Annotated in this window: 16 protein-coding genes; 10 read left to right on the top strand and 6 right to left on the bottom strand. The window is 65.6% G+C overall.

The window, feature by feature from the left end:
• Positions 1–42 precede the first annotated feature (42 nt).
• The 5 genes from rpmH (at position 43) to yihA (ending at position 3,937) form a co-directional block, all read left to right on the top strand.
• Positions 43–177, top strand: a complete 135-nt coding sequence (gene rpmH / locus EOA33_RS07440) for a 50S ribosomal protein L34 (protein WP_008833937.1) — start codon at positions 43–45, stop codon at positions 175–177.
• A gap of 16 nt (positions 178–193) precedes the next feature.
• Positions 194–547: a ribonuclease P protein component gene (rnpA, locus tag EOA33_RS07435; protein ID WP_126057167.1), complete on the top strand. Its 354-nt coding sequence runs from the start codon at positions 194–196 to the stop codon at positions 545–547.
• Between the two features lie 13 nt (positions 548–560).
• The gene (gene yidC / locus EOA33_RS07430; protein ID WP_126057168.1) at positions 561–2,375 is read left to right on the top strand and encodes a membrane protein insertase YidC; all 1,815 of its coding nucleotides are present in this window, start codon (positions 561–563) and stop codon (positions 2,373–2,375) included.
• Positions 2,376–2,648: 273 nt separating this feature from the next.
• On the top strand, positions 2,649–3,287 hold the full coding sequence (locus EOA33_RS07425) for a CatB-related O-acetyltransferase (RefSeq protein WP_126057169.1): 639 nt from the start codon (positions 2,649–2,651) through the stop codon (positions 3,285–3,287).
• Positions 3,287–3,937: a ribosome biogenesis GTP-binding protein YihA/YsxC gene (gene yihA / locus EOA33_RS07420; RefSeq protein WP_126057170.1), complete on the top strand. Its 651-nt coding sequence runs from the start codon at positions 3,287–3,289 to the stop codon at positions 3,935–3,937. The genes EOA33_RS07425 and yihA overlap by 1 nt, the downstream gene beginning before the upstream one ends.
• Before the next feature lie 70 nt (positions 3,938–4,007).
• On the opposite strand, the gene EOA33_RS07415 is transcribed toward yihA, so the two are convergent.
• Both EOA33_RS07415 and EOA33_RS07410 read right to left on the bottom strand, forming a co-directional pair.
• Complete coding sequence (locus EOA33_RS07415) at positions 4,008–6,461, bottom strand: DNA translocase FtsK (protein ID WP_126057171.1); 2,454 nt, start codon at positions 6,459–6,461, stop codon at positions 4,008–4,010.
• Between the two features lie 218 nt (positions 6,462–6,679).
• Positions 6,680–7,396 (bottom strand): TetR/AcrR family transcriptional regulator, encoded by a 717-nt coding sequence (locus EOA33_RS07410; protein WP_127400556.1) that lies wholly within the window; start codon positions 7,394–7,396, stop codon positions 6,680–6,682.
• A 146-nt stretch (positions 7,397–7,542) separates the two neighbouring features.
• Here EOA33_RS07410 and EOA33_RS07405 point away from each other — a divergent pair, with 146 nt between their 5' ends.
• The 4 genes from EOA33_RS07405 (at position 7,543) to EOA33_RS07390 (ending at position 12,414) form a co-directional block, all read left to right on the top strand.
• Positions 7,543–8,727: an HlyD family secretion protein gene (locus EOA33_RS07405; RefSeq protein ID WP_126057172.1), complete on the top strand. Its 1,185-nt coding sequence runs from the start codon at positions 7,543–7,545 to the stop codon at positions 8,725–8,727.
• Between the two features lie 133 nt (positions 8,728–8,860).
• A complete protein-coding gene (locus EOA33_RS07400) occupies positions 8,861–10,468 on the top strand; it encodes a DHA2 family efflux MFS transporter permease subunit (protein ID WP_126057173.1) in 1,608 nt (535 codons plus the stop codon).
• A 177-nt stretch (positions 10,469–10,645) separates the two neighbouring features.
• Positions 10,646–11,926 (top strand): SDR family oxidoreductase, encoded by a 1,281-nt coding sequence (locus EOA33_RS07395; protein ID WP_126057174.1) that lies wholly within the window; start codon positions 10,646–10,648, stop codon positions 11,924–11,926.
• On the top strand, positions 11,926–12,414 hold the full coding sequence (locus tag EOA33_RS07390; protein ID WP_126057175.1) for a DUF2269 domain-containing protein: 489 nt from the start codon (positions 11,926–11,928) through the stop codon (positions 12,412–12,414). Before EOA33_RS07395 ends, EOA33_RS07390 begins: the two co-directional genes overlap by 1 nt.
• Positions 12,415–12,422: 8 nt before the next feature.
• Here the strand turns inward: EOA33_RS07390 and msrB are convergent, their stop codons facing one another.
• From msrB to EOA33_RS07370, 4 genes are all read right to left on the bottom strand, one after another.
• Positions 12,423–12,926 (bottom strand): peptide-methionine (R)-S-oxide reductase MsrB, encoded by a 504-nt coding sequence (msrB, locus tag EOA33_RS07385; protein WP_126057176.1) that lies wholly within the window; start codon positions 12,924–12,926, stop codon positions 12,423–12,425.
• 204 nt (positions 12,927–13,130) lie between these two features.
• The gene (locus EOA33_RS07380) at positions 13,131–13,688 is read right to left on the bottom strand and encodes a fasciclin domain-containing protein (protein ID WP_126057177.1); all 558 of its coding nucleotides are present in this window, start codon (positions 13,686–13,688) and stop codon (positions 13,131–13,133) included.
• Between the two features lie 225 nt (positions 13,689–13,913).
• A complete protein-coding gene (locus tag EOA33_RS07375; protein ID WP_126057178.1) occupies positions 13,914–14,618 on the bottom strand; it encodes an anti-sigma factor in 705 nt (234 codons plus the stop codon).
• The gene (locus EOA33_RS07370) at positions 14,615–15,154 is read right to left on the bottom strand and encodes a sigma-70 family RNA polymerase sigma factor (RefSeq protein ID WP_126057179.1); all 540 of its coding nucleotides are present in this window, start codon (positions 15,152–15,154) and stop codon (positions 14,615–14,617) included. The genes EOA33_RS07375 and EOA33_RS07370 overlap by 4 nt, the downstream gene beginning before the upstream one ends.
• 154 nt (positions 15,155–15,308) lie before the next feature.
• Here EOA33_RS07370 and EOA33_RS07365 point away from each other — a divergent pair.
• A partial coding sequence (locus EOA33_RS07365) for an amidase (protein ID WP_145989085.1) occupies positions 15,309–16,021 on the top strand: 713 nt, incomplete at its 3' end.

Genomic DNA, 16,021 nt, shown 5'->3' with positions numbered 1-16,021 from the left:
TGACAGAATCAAGAAGGGCCGCACCCCGCGGTATTAAAACAAATGAAGCGTACCTACCAACCGTCCAAACTCGTCCGCAAGCGCCGGCACGGTTTCCGTGCCCGCATGGCCACCAAGGGTGGTCGCGGCGTCGTTGCCGCCCGCCGCAACCGCGGCCGCAAGCGGCTCAGCGCCTGAACGAAAGACGAGATCGTTGCCCGCAACCGGCAAGCCAGTGGGACAAAATCCCAAGCGGCTTCTGAAGCGCGCGGATTTCCTGGCTGTCCGCGGCGGCGAAAAGCGCCGCGGGCGGCTTTTCCTCGTCGAGGTTCTCGACCGCGGCGACACGCTTTTGCCGCGCGTCGGCTATACCGTCACCAAGAAGGTCGGCAATGCCGTCGTGCGCAACCGCGTCCGGCGGCGGCTGAGAGAAGCCGTGCGCACGCATGCGGCCGATGACATGGCGCCGGGCAATGACTATGTCATCGTCGGGCGCGAAGATGTGCTCGCCATTCCGTTCGGCCAGTTGAAAGCCGAACTTTCCCGCCGACTGCGCGGAACACGATAGGCCAAGGGCTTCGATGGAAAACAACCGCAATTTCTTCATCACCATCGCGCTGTCGGTGCTGATCCTGACGCTGTGGCAGGTGTTCTACATGAACCCGCGCGTCGAGCAGCAGCGCGAGGCGGCCCGCATCGAGGAGCAGCGGCAGGCCGAACAGAAGAAGACCGCCGAGGCGGCCAATCCGGGCGCCGCCGGCACGCCGGCCCCCGCCCCCGGCGCCATTCCGAGCGCTCCCGGCGGCGAGGCCGTGACGGCGGCGGGCCGCGCGCAGGCGCTGGCGGCGACCAGCCGCGTCAAGATCGACACGCCGAGCCTGGAGGGCTCGATCAACCTGACCGGTGCGCGGCTCGACGACCTCAAGCTCAAGCACTACACCGAGACCGTCGACAAGAACTCGCCCGAGATCGAGTTGCTCAATCCGTCGGCGCTGCCCAACGGCTATTTCGCCGAGATCGGCTTCGTCGGCAACGACAAGACCGGCGCGGTGCCGGGCGCCGATACGGTGTGGACGGTCGACGGCAACGCGACGCTGACGCCGTCGACGCCGGTGACGCTGACCTATTCGAACGACAAGGGCCTGACCTTCAAGCGCACCGTCTCGGTCGACAACGACTATATGTTCACGGTCTCCGACACGGTGCAGAATTCGGGCGCCGCCGCCGTCTCGCTGTTCAACTACGGCCGCGTCACCCGCTTCGACAAGCCGGCCGTCGCCAGCACCTATGTGCTGCATGAGGGTCTGATCGGCTATACCGGGACGGAAGGCTTGCAGGAGCACAAATACGCCTCCATCGAGAAGGACAAGCAGGCCCAGCCCGGCAAGTCGACCGACGGCTGGCTCGGCATCACCGACAAATACTGGGCGGTGACGCTGGTGCCGACCGAGAAGCAGCCGTTCCAGCCGCGCTACGCCTATTTCGAGGATGGCCGCCACCGCTACCAGTCCGACTTCCTGACCGACGCGATCAATGTCGATGCCGGCCAGTCGGCGACCGTCGAGACCGAGGTCTTCGCCGGCGCCAAGGAAGTCGCCAAGATTAACGCCTATGCCGAGGACCGCCACATCAAGCGGTTCGACCTCTTGATCGACTGGGGCTGGTTCCACTTCATCACCAAGCCGATGTTCTGGCTGATCGACACGCTTTACAAATTCTTCGGCAATTTCGGCCTGGCCATCCTCGCCACCACCGTCATCGTCAAGGCCATCTTCTTCCCGCTCGCCAACAAGTCCTATGCGTCGATGGCGAACATGAAGAAGGTGCAGCCGAAGATGCTCGAGATCCGCGAGAAATACGCGGACGACAAGATGAAGCAGCAGCAGGCGATGATGGAGCTCTACAAGACCGAGAAGATCAATCCGCTGGCCGGCTGCTGGCCGGTGGCGCTGCAGATCCCGGTCTTCTTCTCGCTCTACAAGGTGCTCTACATCACCATCGAGATGCGGCACGCGCCGTTCTTCGGCTGGATCCAGGACCTTGCCGCGCCGGATCCGACCTCGATCTTCAACCTGTTCGGCCTGATCCCGATCACGCTGCCGCACATGCTTATGATCGGCGTCTGGCCGCTGCTGATGGGCGTCACCATGTTCCTGCAGATGCGCATGAACCCGACGCCGCCGGATCCGACGCAGGCCGCGATCTTCACCTGGATGCCGATCATCTTCACCTTCATGATGGCGGGCTTCCCGGCGGGCCTGGTCATCTACTGGGCCTGGAACAACCTGCTGTCGATCCTGCAGCAGGGCGTGATCATGAAGCGCCAGGGCGCCAAGATCGAATTGTGGGACAATCTGGCGGCGCTGTTCCGCAAGAAACCCTCGCCGGCGGAATAGCCGGCAGCCCGATCAATAGTCTTCGAAAAACCCGGCTCGTCCGGGTTTTTTGTTGTCGCCCGGAAACTCGGGCCAGGTATTCATCGTGGCTTTTTCAGTCCTCCCCAAAAGGCCGTGACGGCTTCCGGTGCTGCGACGCCGGTGTTTGGGAGGTCGTCCGGCAGGCCGGGGTCCCGCGCTGCTTCGCGGGACCCCGGCTTCACCACAGGTAGACCGCGCCGCCGCACACCCCTATAAGCTCCGTCTCGTCGCAAGGGTGGACGGAGCCAGCCCATGACCGGACCCAATCCCAACATCAAGCACCCGATCCCGATGCATCCGCGCGTCGGCTTCCTGAAAGGGCTGGTCACCGCGCCCAACATCGAGATCGGCGACTTCACCTATTACGACGACCCGGACGGGCCGGACAAATTCGCCGAACGCTGCGTGCTGCACCACTATCCGTTCATCGGCGACAGACTGATCATCGGCAAGTTCTGCGCCATCGCCGAAGGCGCGCGCTTCATCATGAACGGCGCCAACCATGCGATGTCGGGCTTCTCGACCTATCCGTTCAACATCTTCGGCCATGGCTGGGAGGAAGGCTTCGACCCGAAGACATGGTCGAAGGAGATCCGCGGCGACACGGTGGTCGGCAACGATGTGTGGATCGGCATGGATGCGGTGATCATGCCCGGGGTGACAATCGGCCATGGCGCCATCGTCGCGGCGAAATCGGTTGTCACGCACGACGTGCCGGCCTATGCGATCGTTGCCGGCAACGCGGCCAAGGTGGTGAAGATGCGCTTCGACGACAAGACGGTCCGGCGGCTGCTGATGGCAGCCTGGTGGGACTGGCCGGTGGACAAGATCAGCCGCAACCTCAACGCCATCAGGGGCGCCGACATTGCCCGCCTGGAGGCAGCCGTCTGATGGACAAGACCGTGATCGGCACCGACCTGTTCACCCGAGGCTGGGTCTTCATCCGCGGCGTGCCGGCGATGAAGTTCCTGCCGCCGGAAGGACCGCCGGAGATCGCCTTCGCCGGCCGCTCGAATGTCGGCAAGTCGTCGCTGATCAACGCGCTGGTCGGCCAGAAGGGGCTGGCTCGCACCTCGAACACGCCGGGGCGCACGCAGGAGCTCAACTATTTCGTGCCGGACGGCTTTTCCGGCGAAGGCGCCGACCTGCCGCCGATGGCGCTGGTCGACATGCCGGGCTACGGCTATGCCAGCGCGCCGAAGGAAAAGGTCGACGACTGGACGAAGCTGGTTTTCGACTATCTCAAGGGCCGCGTCACACTGAAGCGCGTCTATGTGCTGATCGATGCCCGCCACGGCATCAAGGCCAAGGACGAGGAGGTGCTGTCGCTGCTCGACAAGGCGGCGGTGTCCTACCAGATCGTGCTGACCAAGACCGACAAGATCAAGGCGGCCGGCGTGCCGCGGCTGATCGAGGAGACGCTGGCCAAGATCAAGAAGCGGCCGGCCGCCTTCCCGTTCGTCCTGGCGACGTCGTCGGAAAAGAGCGACGGGCTGGAGGAACTGCGAGCCGCGATCGTGCTCGCCGCCAACGGCGGCTGACGCACCCCCCGCGAAAGCGCGTCCGGTCAAACAAGACCGGCGTATCGCCCGGCCCCATCCCCGATCCTCGTCAATCCGTCTCGTCGCGCTCCGGCGCGTGGTCCCGCCGGCCGGCCAGGATTTCACGCTTGCCGACGTGGTTGGGCGTGCCGACCAGGCCCTCCTTCTCCATGCGTTCGACCAGCGATGCGGCGCGATTGTAGCCGATGCCGAGGCGGCGCTGGATGTAGGAGGTCGAGCATTTCTTGTCGCGCTTGACCACTTTGATGGCTTCCTCGTAGAGGGCGTCGCCATCCTCTTCGGCCATCGCGCCCTTGTCGAAGACGGGACCCGCGTCGGCCGCCTCTTCTTCCGCCTCCTCGTCGGCGGTGACCGTTTCGAGATATTCCGGACGCCCCTGCGCCTTCAGATGCGCCACGACGTGCTCGACCTCCATGTCGGAGACGAAGGGGCCATGCACGCGGACAATGCGCCCACCACCGGCCATATGCAGCATGTCGCCCTGGCCGAGCAACTGCTCGGCGCCCTGCTCGCCCAGGATGGTGCGGCTGTCGATCTTCGACGTCACCTGGAAAGAGATGCGGGTGGGGAAATTGGCCTTGATGGTGCCGGTGATGACGTCGACCGAGGGGCGCTGCGTGGCCATGATCAAGTGGATGCCGGCGGCGCGCGCCATCTGCGCCAGCCGCTGGATGGCGCCCTCGATCTCCTTGCCGGCCACCATCATCAGGTCGGCCATCTCGTCGACGATGATGACGATGTAGGGCATCGGCGCCAGGTCGATTTCCCGTTCCTCGAACAGCGGCTCGCCGGTGCCCTTCTCGAAGCCGACCTGCGCCTGCATGACAACGACCTCGCCATTGTCGCGGGCGGTGGCGGCGCGCTGGTTGTAGCCGTCGATGTTGCGCACGCCGAGGCGCGCCATCTTGCGATAGCGGTCCTCCATCTCGCGCACTGCCCATTTCAGCGCCGTGACGGCCTTCTTGGAATCGGTGACGACGGGCGTGAGCAGATGCGGGATGCCGTCATAGACGGACAGTTCCAGCATTTTTGGGTCGACCATTATGAGGCGGCATTCCTCCGGCTTCATCCGGTAGAGCAACGACAGGATCATGGTGTTGATGGCGACCGATTTGCCGGAGCCGGTGGTGCCCGCGACCAGCAGATGGGGCATCTTGGCCAGGTCGGCGATGACCGGCTCGCCGCCGATCGTCTTGCCGAGGCCGAGCGCCAGTCTGCAGGACGTGTTGCGGAAGCCGGCCGATTCGATCAGTTCGCGGAAATAGACCGTCTCGCGCGTCTCGTTAGGCAGTTCGATGCCGATGACGTTGCGGCCGGGCACGACGGCGACGCGCGCCGAGATCGCCGACATGGAGCGGGCGATGTCGTCGGCCAGGCCGATGACGCGGCTGGACTTCACGCCAGGCGCCGGCTCGAACTCGTAGAGAGTGACGACCGGACCCGGCCGGACATGGATGATCTCGCCCTTGACGCCGAAATCCTCCAGCACGCTTTCGAGCAGGTCGGCGTTCTGTTCCATCCGCTCCTGCGACATGTAGAAGCCCTGGCCCTCCGGCGGCATTTGCAGCAGTTCCTCGGACGGAAGCTCGTAGCCGGACGGGGCGGTCGACGGCACCACCTTGCCGGCGGCGGGCAGAGACGGCGCGCGCTTCGCGGTCCGGGCGCCTTTTGGAACGGAACTCGGCGCGGCGGGCTCCGCCGCAGGCGCCCGAGGCTCGGTGTCCAGCGGAGCGGGCCGGGCGGCGGGCGTGCCGGCCAGCGCTGTCGTTGGGGCAGGGCTTGGCGCCGGCCCGTTCGAACGCCATTCGATGACGCGGTAGAACGAAATTGCCTCGCCCGGGGAGGCGGAGCCGGACTGGGTCGGTCGCGCCGGAGGTTGCACGGGCGCCGAGGCGGGCGGTGGCGACGATTCGTTCAGGCGAGCCCGCGCCAGGCGCTCGGCGAGCAGGGGCATGCTGAACTCGAAAAAGGCATCATCGGAAAGATAGGACCAGCGGAATTTCGGCGGCTGCGCCTTTTGCGCCGGAGTGGCGACCGCCCGCGGCGGCGCGGCAACGGCCTGCGTCGGCTTGACGATGGCCTGCGGCGATCTGGCCGAAGCAGTGGAGACCAGGGCGGAAATTTTCCCGGCCGGAGTGGCCGGCTGGGGGGCCGACGGCGCGGGGCGGAAGGAATCGCCGCGGGAAGGCATCGCCTTGGCCGGCGCTTCATCATCCGGCTGCGCTGCAGGCCGCTTGTCGGAATCCGGCGTGCGGGTAAAGCGCACATTGGGCGCGAGAAAGAAATATTGCTGCCAGGCCGGGCGGCCGAACTCGCCACCCTCAGAATCCAACGAGGCGGCGGCATTCGATTCGCCCTCAACGGAGGCTCGCAGCGTGACGACCTGCCCCGTTTGCCGCTGCGGCGGCGCGGCCGCGCCTTGCTGCCGGGCATCTTCCGGATGACTGTCAACGTTGTCGCCATGGGCGGAAGCGCCGGAAGGATTGGCACGGGAGAAACGCATGGATGTCACACTCGAGATTCGTCGAACAAACGTGTCCCGAGACATAGGAACCGATGGTTAACAAGCCCTTCCGGAGGGCTCGGCAAAAGGGGCGATCGACGGTCGATTTAAGCGGGAGGAAGGACGTGCCCCGCGGACATCGGGGCTGGTTACGAATCTGCGTCGCGACGTCAAGGCACGTCGCGATCCTTCGCAATCGCTCCGCGCGCTTCAGGTTTTCACGCCGACTGCGCCGCCTGCTCCTCGGCCGCGAGCCTTTCGGTGCCGTAGGCCTTCAGGAACATGCTGACGCCCGACCTGACGACATGGTCGATCTCATCCTGGCTGGGGGCCTTGGTGCGGTAGGAGAATATGCACTGGCGGAAAAATCCGGCCAGGCAAAGTTCAGTGAACTGATAGGCCGCAAGATCGACATCGTCGATCTGCAGCAGGCCGCGTTCGATGGCGGCATTGAGGAAGGCCATGACCTTGTCATGGCCGCGTTTCGGGCCGCGCTCGTAAAACCGCGCGCCCATGTCGGGTATCCTGTCCGCCGCGCCGATCACCGTGCGCTGCGCCTGGATGACCTTGGCCGAGGTGATCTTGAGCGACAGCACCTTGCCGAACTTGACCAGCGTCTCGCGCAGGTCGCCGGAGCGGTCGAGCATATCGTACATGTTCTTGAAGATTGTGCCGCGCTCTTCCTCGATCAGCGCCTCGAACAGCTCTTCCTTGTTGGCGAAGTAGACATAGATGGTGCCTTTGGAGACACCGGCCTCTCGGGTTATGTCATTCATCGAGGCGGCCTCGAAGCCCTTGTCGATGAAGACACGGCGCGCGCCCTCGATAATCTGGCTGCGCTTGACCGGATCCTGCCCAGCCGCCGGGCGGCCTCGACGCAGGCTGTCCAGCACGTCGCACTGGTCCGTGCCGGGGTCGGACACTGTTTCGGCCATAAAAGTCACACCTCGCAGAATAATTCGAACCAACCGGTTCGATTGCCTCTTGATATGGGCCTGTTTTAGCGCTAAGTCAATCTCCGTATCGAACCGAACGGTTCAGTATAACAGAATTTCCTCATATAGACCTGCTGAGAGATATCATGTCCTCGAACGCGCCCGCCACCGCCGAAGTCCGCACGTTTCCCAACGCCAAGGTCCAACCATCGACCGAAGCGCCGGAAGCGTTTCCGCAGCCCGCCACCGTGACCCCTGCCGAGGCGCCCGCCAAGAAGAAGCGTTCGGTGCGCTCGCTGCTTCTGCCCATCATCGGGCTTGGGCTGCTCGGCGCCGCCGGCTGGTACGGCTACGACTACTGGACCGACGGCCGCTTCATGATCTCAACCGACGACGCCTATGTCCAGGCCGACATGTCGTTCGTGTCGCCGAAGATTTCCGGCTATGTCGACAAGGTCCTGGTGAGCGAGAACCAACAGGTCAAGGCCGGCGATCCGCTGCTGACCATCGACGACGGCGACTACAAGATAGCTGTTGCCCAGGCCGAGGCGCAGATCGCCACTTTGGCGAAGACGCTCGACCGCATCGACGCGCAGACCAAGGCAGCCCAGGCCTCGCTGCAGCAGGCGCAGGCGCAGAAGGTGGCCGACCAGGCCGCGGCCGACAATGCGGCGCGCGCCCAGGACCGCGCGGCGCAGCTGCTCAGGACCCATGTCGGCACGCAGGCGCAGCTCGACGACGCGCAGACAGCGCTCGACCAGGCCAAGGCGGCGCTCGTCGGCGCCGATGCGCAGATCGCCGCTGCCCAAGCCAATATTGGGGTGCTCGAGGCGCAGCGCGCGGAGTCGGCAAGCACCCTGGCTTCGCTGCAGCTCGGCCGCGACAAGGCCGCGCGCGATCTGTCCTTCACGGTCCTCAAGGCGCCCTATGACGGCGTCGTCGGCAACCGCTCGGTCGAGCAGGGCGACCTCGTCAGCCCCGGCCAGAAGCTCGCCGTCGTCGTGCCGATGGACAAGCTCTACATCGTCGGCAACTTCAAGGAGACGCAGCTCGGCCATCTGGTGGCCGGCGAGAAGGTCCGCATCACGGTCGACGCGATCGACGGCCAGAGTTTCGAAGGCACGGTCTCGTCGCTGGCGCCGGCTTCGGGTGCGGTGTTCTCGCTGCTGCCGCCGGAAAACGCCACCGGCAACTTCACCAAGGTGGTGCAGCGCGTTCCGGTCCGCATCGACGTGCCAGCCGACGTCCTGAAGACCGGCAAGCTGCGCGCCGGCCTGAGCGTCATCGTCGCCGCCGACAGCCGTACCGCGCCGGCCGCGACGGCCAACTAGGCACTTTTGGGGGGCGGCCCGGCGGCTTGTCGAGCGCCGGGCCGCCCAGCCAGCCCAAGTATTTGTTTTGACGCAATTCCGAACGGAAAGCCGCCGCGCGCCTTTCCCGGAATTGCTGCAGGGAGGCCATGACATGGCAACCGCAACCGTCACCGCAGGATCGATACCGGCACGGCTGGCGGCACCCGCCCTGCCGGCCGACCATATGCCGGTTCGCCGCGTCATCGCCTTCCTGGCGATGGTGTTCGGCATGTTCATGGCGATCCTGGACATCCAGATCGTCTCGGCCTCGCTGGCCGAGATCCAGGCGGGCTTGAGCGCCAGCTCGGACGAGATCCCGTGGGTGCAGACGGCCTATCTGATCGCCGAGGTGGTGATGATCCCGCTGTCCGGTTTCCTCAGCCGGATGCTGTCGACGCGGGTCCTGTTCACGATCGCTGCCGCCGGCTTCACCGCGGCCAGCGCGCTGGCCGCGACCGCCACCAACATCGACCAGATGATCGTCTACCGCGCCATCCAGGGCTTCATCGGCGGCGGCATGATCCCCAGCGTCTTCGCGGCCGCCTTCACCATCTTCCCGCCGTCGCGCCGCGCCGTCGTCTCGCCGATGATCGGCCTAGTGGCGACGCTGGCGCCGACGATCGGCCCGACGGTCGGCGGCTATATCAGCCACGCGATGTCCTGGCACTGGCTGTTCCTGATCAATGTCGTGCCCGGCATATTGGTGGCGACGGCGGCCTGGACGCTGATCGATTTCGACAAGCCGAACCTCAAGCTGTTCTCGAAGTTCGACTGGTGGGGCCTCGCCGGCATGGCTGCCTTCCTCGGCTGCATGGAGTATGTGCTGGAGGAAGGCCCGAACAACGACTGGCTGCAGGACCAGGCGGTGTTCATCTGCGCCGCCGTCATGAGCATCGGCGCGGTGCTGTTCTTCTGGCGCGCCTTCACCGCCGAGGAGCCGATCGTCGACCTGCGCGCCTTCACCAACGTCAACTTCGCCTTCGGCTCGCTGTTCTCCTTTGTCGTCGGCATCGGCCTCTACGGGCTCACCTATCTTTATCCGGTGTTCCTCGGCCGCATCCGCGGCTACGATTCGATGATGATCGGCGAAGCGCTGTTCGTCAGCGGCCTGGCGATGTTCTTCACAGCGCCCGTTGCCGGCATCCTGTCGAACAAGATCGATCTCAGGCTGATGATGATGATCGGCTTCTTCGGCTTCGCCACCGGCACATGGTGGATGACGCATCTCACCGCCGACTGGGATTTCTACGAGCTGCTCATCCCGCAGATCCTGCGCGGCTGCTCGATGATGCTGTGCATGGTACCGATCAACAACATCGCGCTCGGCACGTTGCCGCCGGAGCGGCTGAAGAATGCGTCGGGTCTGTTCAACCTGACCCGCAACCTCGGCGGCGCCGTCGGCCTTGCCGTCATCAACACGGTGCTGATCGACCGCAACGCCTTCCACTATGCCAGGCTCGCCGAGCACGTGCAGTGGGGCAGCGCCGAAGCGCAGCAGAAGTTGCAGAACATGACCATGAACTTCGAGCAGACCGCCGGTCTCGACGCCACCAAGGCGGCGATCTCCAAGCTGTCCGGCATGGTCCAGCAGCAGGCATCGCTGCTGTCCTTCATGGACGTGTTCTACATGCTGACGGTGCTGTTCGCTACGCTCGGTCTGTTCGTCCTGTTCATCCGCAAGCCGGCCGACCAGGCCGGCGGTAGTGGCGGAGGCCATTGAGGCGCGCCGGAACCCCCGCCTGGCGCCCCTCGTGCATGACCCCGGAAATCGGCGACGATTCCGGGGTCATGCTTTAAGTCCACCTGTTTGGCGGCGACGGCGTCGGTGGCGATCGTGCCCTGGATGAGAGCCATCCGACCTGGTTTCTGCTGAAGTGGTTTCAGCTAAAGTTCCGGCATGAACGTCCTGATTCTCGGCGCGACCGGCTTCATCGGGTCCGCCGTCACAAGAAGACTTGCGGGGGAAGGCCACCAGGTCACGGGGCTTGGACGCGAGCCGGCGCGCGCGGCGCTGAGGATGCCGCAGGTCCGCTGGCTGAAGGCCGATCTCGCCGGCATGACGCGGAGCGTGGACTGGCAGACCGCGCTGTATGGCCAGCGGGCCGTGGTCAATTGCGCCGGCGCCCTGCAGGACGGGCTCGCCGATGACCTGACGGCCACCCAGGAAAAAGCGATGCTCGCTCTCTATGAGGCCGCGCGCGACCGGGAATTGCTGATCGTCCAGATCTCGGCGGACACAGCGGGAACCGGCCCCGACCTGCCCTTTCTCGACACCAAGAGGCGGGCCGACGGGGCGCTCGCGGCAAGCGGGGTGCGCCATGTCATCCTGCGGCCGGCGCTGGTGCTCGGCCGCAATGCGCATGGCGGCTCCGCCTTGTTGAGGGCGCTCGCTGCCTTCCCGTTGGCGATCCCTTTGGCTTACGCCGACAGCCCGGTCACGACGGTCGCGCTCGACGACGTCGCCGGCGCAGTCAGCGCCGCGATCGGCGGCGTCTTGCCCTCCGGCTCGGACCTCTCGCTCGCCGGCGATGAAGGCCTGACGCTGAAGGACCTTGTGCTTTTGCATCGCAACTGGCTCGGCTTGCCCCCGGCTCCTGTGTTTGCCGTTCCGCCGATGGCCGCATGGCCGGTGACGTGGCTGGCCGATCTCGCCGGCCGGCTCGGCTGGCGCTCGCCGCTCCGCTCGACCGCACTTGCGGTGATGGCGGGCGGTGTCGAAGTGCGGCGGCAGCCAGGGTCAGACCAGCGCCTTTCGTCGGCGGCCGAGACGCTCGCCGCCGCCCCTTCGGGCGTGCAGGATCTATGGTTCGCCCGCCTCTATCTGCTGAAGGCGCCGATCATCGTCGCGCTGGCGCTGTTCTGGCTGGTATCCGGCCTCACGCCGTTCCTGGCATTCGAGGCGGCGCGCAGCCATTTCGCAAGTTTCCTGCCTGGCCATGCCGCGGGCGCGATGGTGGCGGTGACGTGTCTTGCCGACATCGCACTGGGCCTTGCGGTGCTCTTCCGGCCCTGGGCGCGGCGCGCCCTGATCGGCATGCTGGTGCTGACGCTCGCCTACCTGCTTGCCGCTACATTCGCGGAGCCCGCGCTCTGGCTCGATCCGCTCGGCCCCCTCGTCAAAGTGGTGCCGTCGATCCTGCTGGCGCTCACGGCCCTTGCCATTCTGGACGAACGCTGATGGCGCTGGAAGACGTGCTACGGCTTGTCCATGTGCTCGGCTCGACGGTGCTGTTCGGAACCGGCATCGGCATCGCCTTCTTCATGGCGATGGCCGTCAGGACCCGCGACCCCCGCATCATTGCCCATGTCGCCGGCATCGTGGTGGTCGCCGATACCATCTTCACGGCGACTGCCGTGATGCTGCAGCCGCTGACCGGGTACGGGTTGGCGCGCGTCGTCGGCTGGCCGCTCAACGAAGGCTGGATCCTGCTGTCACTGGCGCTTTATGTGATCATCGGCCTGTTCTGGCTGCCGGTGGTCTGGATCCAGATCCGCTTGCGCGACATGGCCAAACACGCTGCGGCGGAAGCGACCGCCCTGCCACCAGGCTTCGACCGGCTCTACCGCGTCTGGTTCGCGTTCGGCTTTCCGGCTTTCTTCGCCGTGGTCGCCATCTTCTGGCTGATGCTGACCAAGCCCAGCATCACGCTTCTCGGCCTGAACTAAAGCGCCACTTAGGCGGCGGCCGGCTTGAAGCTCAGCGCCACGCCGTTGATGCAATGGCGCAGACCGGTCGGCGGCGGGCCGTCGTCGAAGACATGGCCGAGATGGCCGCCGCAGCGGCGGCAATGCACCTCGGTGCGGGTCATGCCGAGCGACCGGTCTGCGGTCGTGCCGATGGCCTTGGGAATTTCCTGCCAGAAGCTCGGCCAACCGGTGCCGGAATCGAATTTGGTCTCCGAGGGATAGACCGGCAGGTCGCAGCCGGCGCAGGCGAAGATGCCCTTGCGGTGCTCGTCGAGCAGCGGGCTGGTGCCTGGATATTCGGTGCCTTCCTTGCGCAGCACATTGTAGGCCGCGTCGGACAGGATGGCGCGCCATTCGGCGTCGGTCTTGGTCACTTCGAAGGTCTCGGCGGCGCGGGCATTTGGCGCGCCACCAATGCGCAGCAAGGCAGCCGTGCCGGCTAGGACCGCGGCGGCCGCGGCGCCGCTCAGGAGAAGATCGCGACGGTTCATGGGACAATTCCTCCAATGCCGGTTTGCCAGATTTTCGCGCCGGGCGAAAATCAAAAGCGGTTGACGCCCCCCAACGAAAACTCCGCGCCGGCTCCACTTCACGTGGACGGCGCGGAGCAAGCGATCAGTCGCACGGCCTACAGGAGAGGAGCCGCGCAACCGGGGAAGGCCTTTGCCATGTCTTCGCTGGCAGCGGCGTCTTTGTTACATCTTCGGCAGCAGCACCTTGTCGATGACGTGGATGACGCCGTTGGACTGCCGGACGTCGGCGATCGTGACATTGGCGACATTGCCGTTCTCGTCGGTCACGGTGACCTTGCCCTTGTCGGCCTTGAGCGTCAGTTCGCAGCCGCCGGCGGTCTTGACCTTGTGCGCGCCGCCATCGGCCTTGGCCATCTTGGCGACGTCAGCAGCCATCGCCTTGGCGGCGATGACGTGGCAGGTCAGGATCTTGGTGAGCTTGTCCTTGTTCTCGGGCTTGAGCAGCATCTCGACGGTGCCGGTGGGCAGCGCGGCGAAGGCCTCGTTGGTCGGCGCGAAGACGGTGAACGGGCCGGCGCCCTGCAGCGTGTCGACCAGGCCGGCGGCCTTGACGGCGGCGACCAGCGTGGTGTGGTCCTTCGAATTGACGGCATTCTCGATGATGTTCTTCTTGGCATACATCGGCGCGCCGCCGACCATCGGATTGGCGGCATAGGCGGCGGCACCGAGCGTGGAAAGACCAATAGTACCGGCGAGCAAAAGGGTGGCGAATTTACGCATGATTTCTATCTCCTCTGGATATCGTTGCCCGTCTTTGGGAACACCAGGAGATACGGGGCAGACTTGCGCGAGTTTCGCCCGGCTCTCAAAAATTTTTATCTGACCTTGCGCGGGACGAAATTACGCTGATGAGCGCGCATCCAGAAAGAAACTTTTCTCGTTCTAACCTCATGCAGGATAGATTTCGATTATTCTTTCAGGGAGGGCGCTCAATCCTCGAAGAGACTAGATGCCCTTCAGGTCGCCCGCGGCGACAACCGGCCCGGTCGGCTGGCCGGTCGGCGAGCCGCCGATGGGCTCGACGCTGACGGCGAGCACGGCGCCTTGCGCGAGCTTCTGCTCAACAGCAGGGGTGACGGCCATGTGCGTCGTCTGGCCGGCGGGAATGACGCCCATCGAAACCGGCGCGTTCTTGCCCTCGATCATCCACAGCTCGAAGTCCTTGCCGGCGGCACGCTCGCCGGAGACAAGGGAGAGACCGACATCGCGGCGCGCAGCGTCGTAGACGACGAGGTATTTGACGTCGCTGCCATCGGCCGCCAGCGATGCGACAAGCCGCTGCCGCGGCTCGACGACAGGCGGGTTGATGTATGGCAGGGCGATGGCGATCGCGAGCGCCGCGACGGCGGCGGCGGCGAGGCCGCGCCAGAAGGTGAGGCTCGACCAGAGGCCGGCGCGGGACTCTTGGGCGAACAGCCGGCGATCGATCGCCTCCTTGACCCTGATCGGAGGCTCGGTCTCCGGATAGGCGGCGGCCATCGGCGAAAGGTGAACCTCCCAGCGGTCGACAAGGCGCGCGAAAGCGGCGTCCGCCTCGATGCGGCGGGACGCGATCTGGCGTTCGTCCGCGGCCAGGACGCCAAGAACGTATTCGGCGGCGAACAGGTCGTCGCCTCCACGTTCCGGTCCGTTTTCCTCTGCCAGCGTCATCTTTCCAGGCATTCCCTGAGTTTCAACAGGCTGCGCCGCAGCCAGGTCCGCATCGTGTTCAGCGGCACGCCATGGCGCTCCGCCAGCTCGGCATAGCTTTCGCCGTTCAGATAGGCGCCCCGGACGGCCGCCGCCCGGTCCTTCTCCAACTCGTCGAGGCAATGGTAGATGCGCACGGATTCACCGCCCGCCACGGCCATGGCCTCCGGTCCCGGCGCCGGATCGGCCACGTTGAGCGCGGCGTCGATATAGGCGGCCGGCTCGCGCCGCGCCCGAATGCGATCGATCGCATGATTGCGCGCAATAGCCACCAGCCAGGAAATCGGGCTTAGATCGGAGACCGCGAAACGATCCGCCTTCGTCCAGATCTTGACGAAGACCTCCTGCAGCGCTTCTTCCGCATCTCCCCTGTCCTTCAATACACGAAGGCAGACACCGAAAAGTTTCGCGCTGGTCTGCCGGTAGAGCAGATCAAACGCTGCCCGGTCCTTCATTGAAGTCCGGACGATCAGCTGGCTGATGTCCTGCGGCGCCATGGCGGCAAATTAGAGGATTGCCATACATTTGCAACGGCGCAGGCAATACTGTCCCCCTCAAAGCTTGCGATGATCTTTGCTCACGATGGGTTCGCGCGCCGTTGCCAAGCAAATCGGCTGCCGCTAGCCTCCGGGCCGGCGGAGGACAGCGGCGATGTCGGTCGAACGGGTGCTGTGGGAAGAGGATGCGACCGGCCTGGCCGGCCTGGTGCGCAAGGGCGAGCTCTCGCCGCAGGAGCTTGTCGACGCGGCGATCGCGCGCGCCGAGGCGACGCGCCCCGACATCAACGCCATCGCCGAGCCGCTCTATGATGCGGCGCGGGCGCGCGCCAAGAGCGTCGACCGCGCGCTGCCGCTCGCCGGCGTGCCCTTCGCGCTGAAGGATCTCGGCATCGGCCTCAGGGGCGTGCCGATCCATGGCGGCAGCCGCATCCCGGCTTTCACCGCCGACTACAATTCGGTGATGGTCGAGCGCCATCTCGCCGCCGGCCTGATCCCGATCGCCACCACCACCTCGCCCGAGCACGGGCTGAGGCTGATGACGGAATCGGCGGCCTTCGGCATCACCCGCAATCCGTGGAATATGGGCTATACCACAGGCGGCTCGTCCGGGGGCGCCGCGGCACTGGTGGCAGCCGGCGTGGTGCCGGCGGCGCACGCTTCCGACGGCGGCGGCTCGATCCGGGTGCCCTCGGCCTGCAGCGGGCTGGTCGGCTTGAAGACCTCGCGCGGCCGCGTGCCGCTGACGCCGCTCACCAGCGAAAGCTGGTACGGCATGGTTGTCGACCACGCGGTCGCCCGCTCGGTGCGGGATTCGGCGCTGCTGCTCGACCTGACGCATGGGCCGGATCCGCTGTCGCCCTATGG

This window comes from Mesorhizobium sp. M4A.F.Ca.ET.050.02.1.1, assembly GCF_003997725.1.
GTDB lineage: Bacteria > Pseudomonadota > Alphaproteobacteria > Rhizobiales > Rhizobiaceae > Mesorhizobium.
Note: the sequence above shows the minus strand (reverse complement) of the source record. Positions and strands in the feature narration are given on the sequence as shown.

Coding starts and splice junctions, on each gene's coding strand:
- EOA33_RS07405 (WP_126057172.1), top strand. CDS start 7,543: ATGTCCTCGAACGCGCCCGCCACCGCCGAAGTCCGCACGTTTCCCAAC.
- EOA33_RS07425 (WP_126057169.1), top strand. CDS start 2,649: ATGACCGGACCCAATCCCAACATCAAGCACCCGATCCCGATGCATCCG.
- EOA33_RS07375 (WP_126057178.1), bottom strand. CDS start 14,618: ATGACGCTGGCAGAGGAAAACGGACCGGAACGTGGAGGCGACGACCTG.
- yidC (WP_126057168.1), top strand. CDS start 561: ATGGAAAACAACCGCAATTTCTTCATCACCATCGCGCTGTCGGTGCTG.
- EOA33_RS07415 (WP_126057171.1), bottom strand. CDS start 6,461: ATGCGTTTCTCCCGTGCCAATCCTTCCGGCGCTTCCGCCCATGGCGAC.
- EOA33_RS07370 (WP_126057179.1), bottom strand. CDS start 15,154: ATGGCGCCGCAGGACATCAGCCAGCTGATCGTCCGGACTTCAATGAAG.
- EOA33_RS07390 (WP_126057175.1), top strand. CDS start 11,926: ATGGCGCTGGAAGACGTGCTACGGCTTGTCCATGTGCTCGGCTCGACG.
- rpmH (WP_008833937.1), top strand. CDS start 43: ATGAAGCGTACCTACCAACCGTCCAAACTCGTCCGCAAGCGCCGGCAC.
- msrB (WP_126057176.1), bottom strand. CDS start 12,926: ATGAACCGTCGCGATCTTCTCCTGAGCGGCGCCGCGGCCGCCGCGGTC.
- EOA33_RS07410 (WP_127400556.1), bottom strand. CDS start 7,396: ATGGCCGAAACAGTGTCCGACCCCGGCACGGACCAGTGCGACGTGCTG.
- EOA33_RS07380 (WP_126057177.1), bottom strand. CDS start 13,688: ATGCGTAAATTCGCCACCCTTTTGCTCGCCGGTACTATTGGTCTTTCC.
- EOA33_RS07400 (WP_126057173.1), top strand. CDS start 8,861: ATGGCAACCGCAACCGTCACCGCAGGATCGATACCGGCACGGCTGGCG.
- yihA (WP_126057170.1), top strand. CDS start 3,287: ATGGACAAGACCGTGATCGGCACCGACCTGTTCACCCGAGGCTGGGTC.
- EOA33_RS07395 (WP_126057174.1), top strand. CDS start 10,646: ATGAACGTCCTGATTCTCGGCGCGACCGGCTTCATCGGGTCCGCCGTC.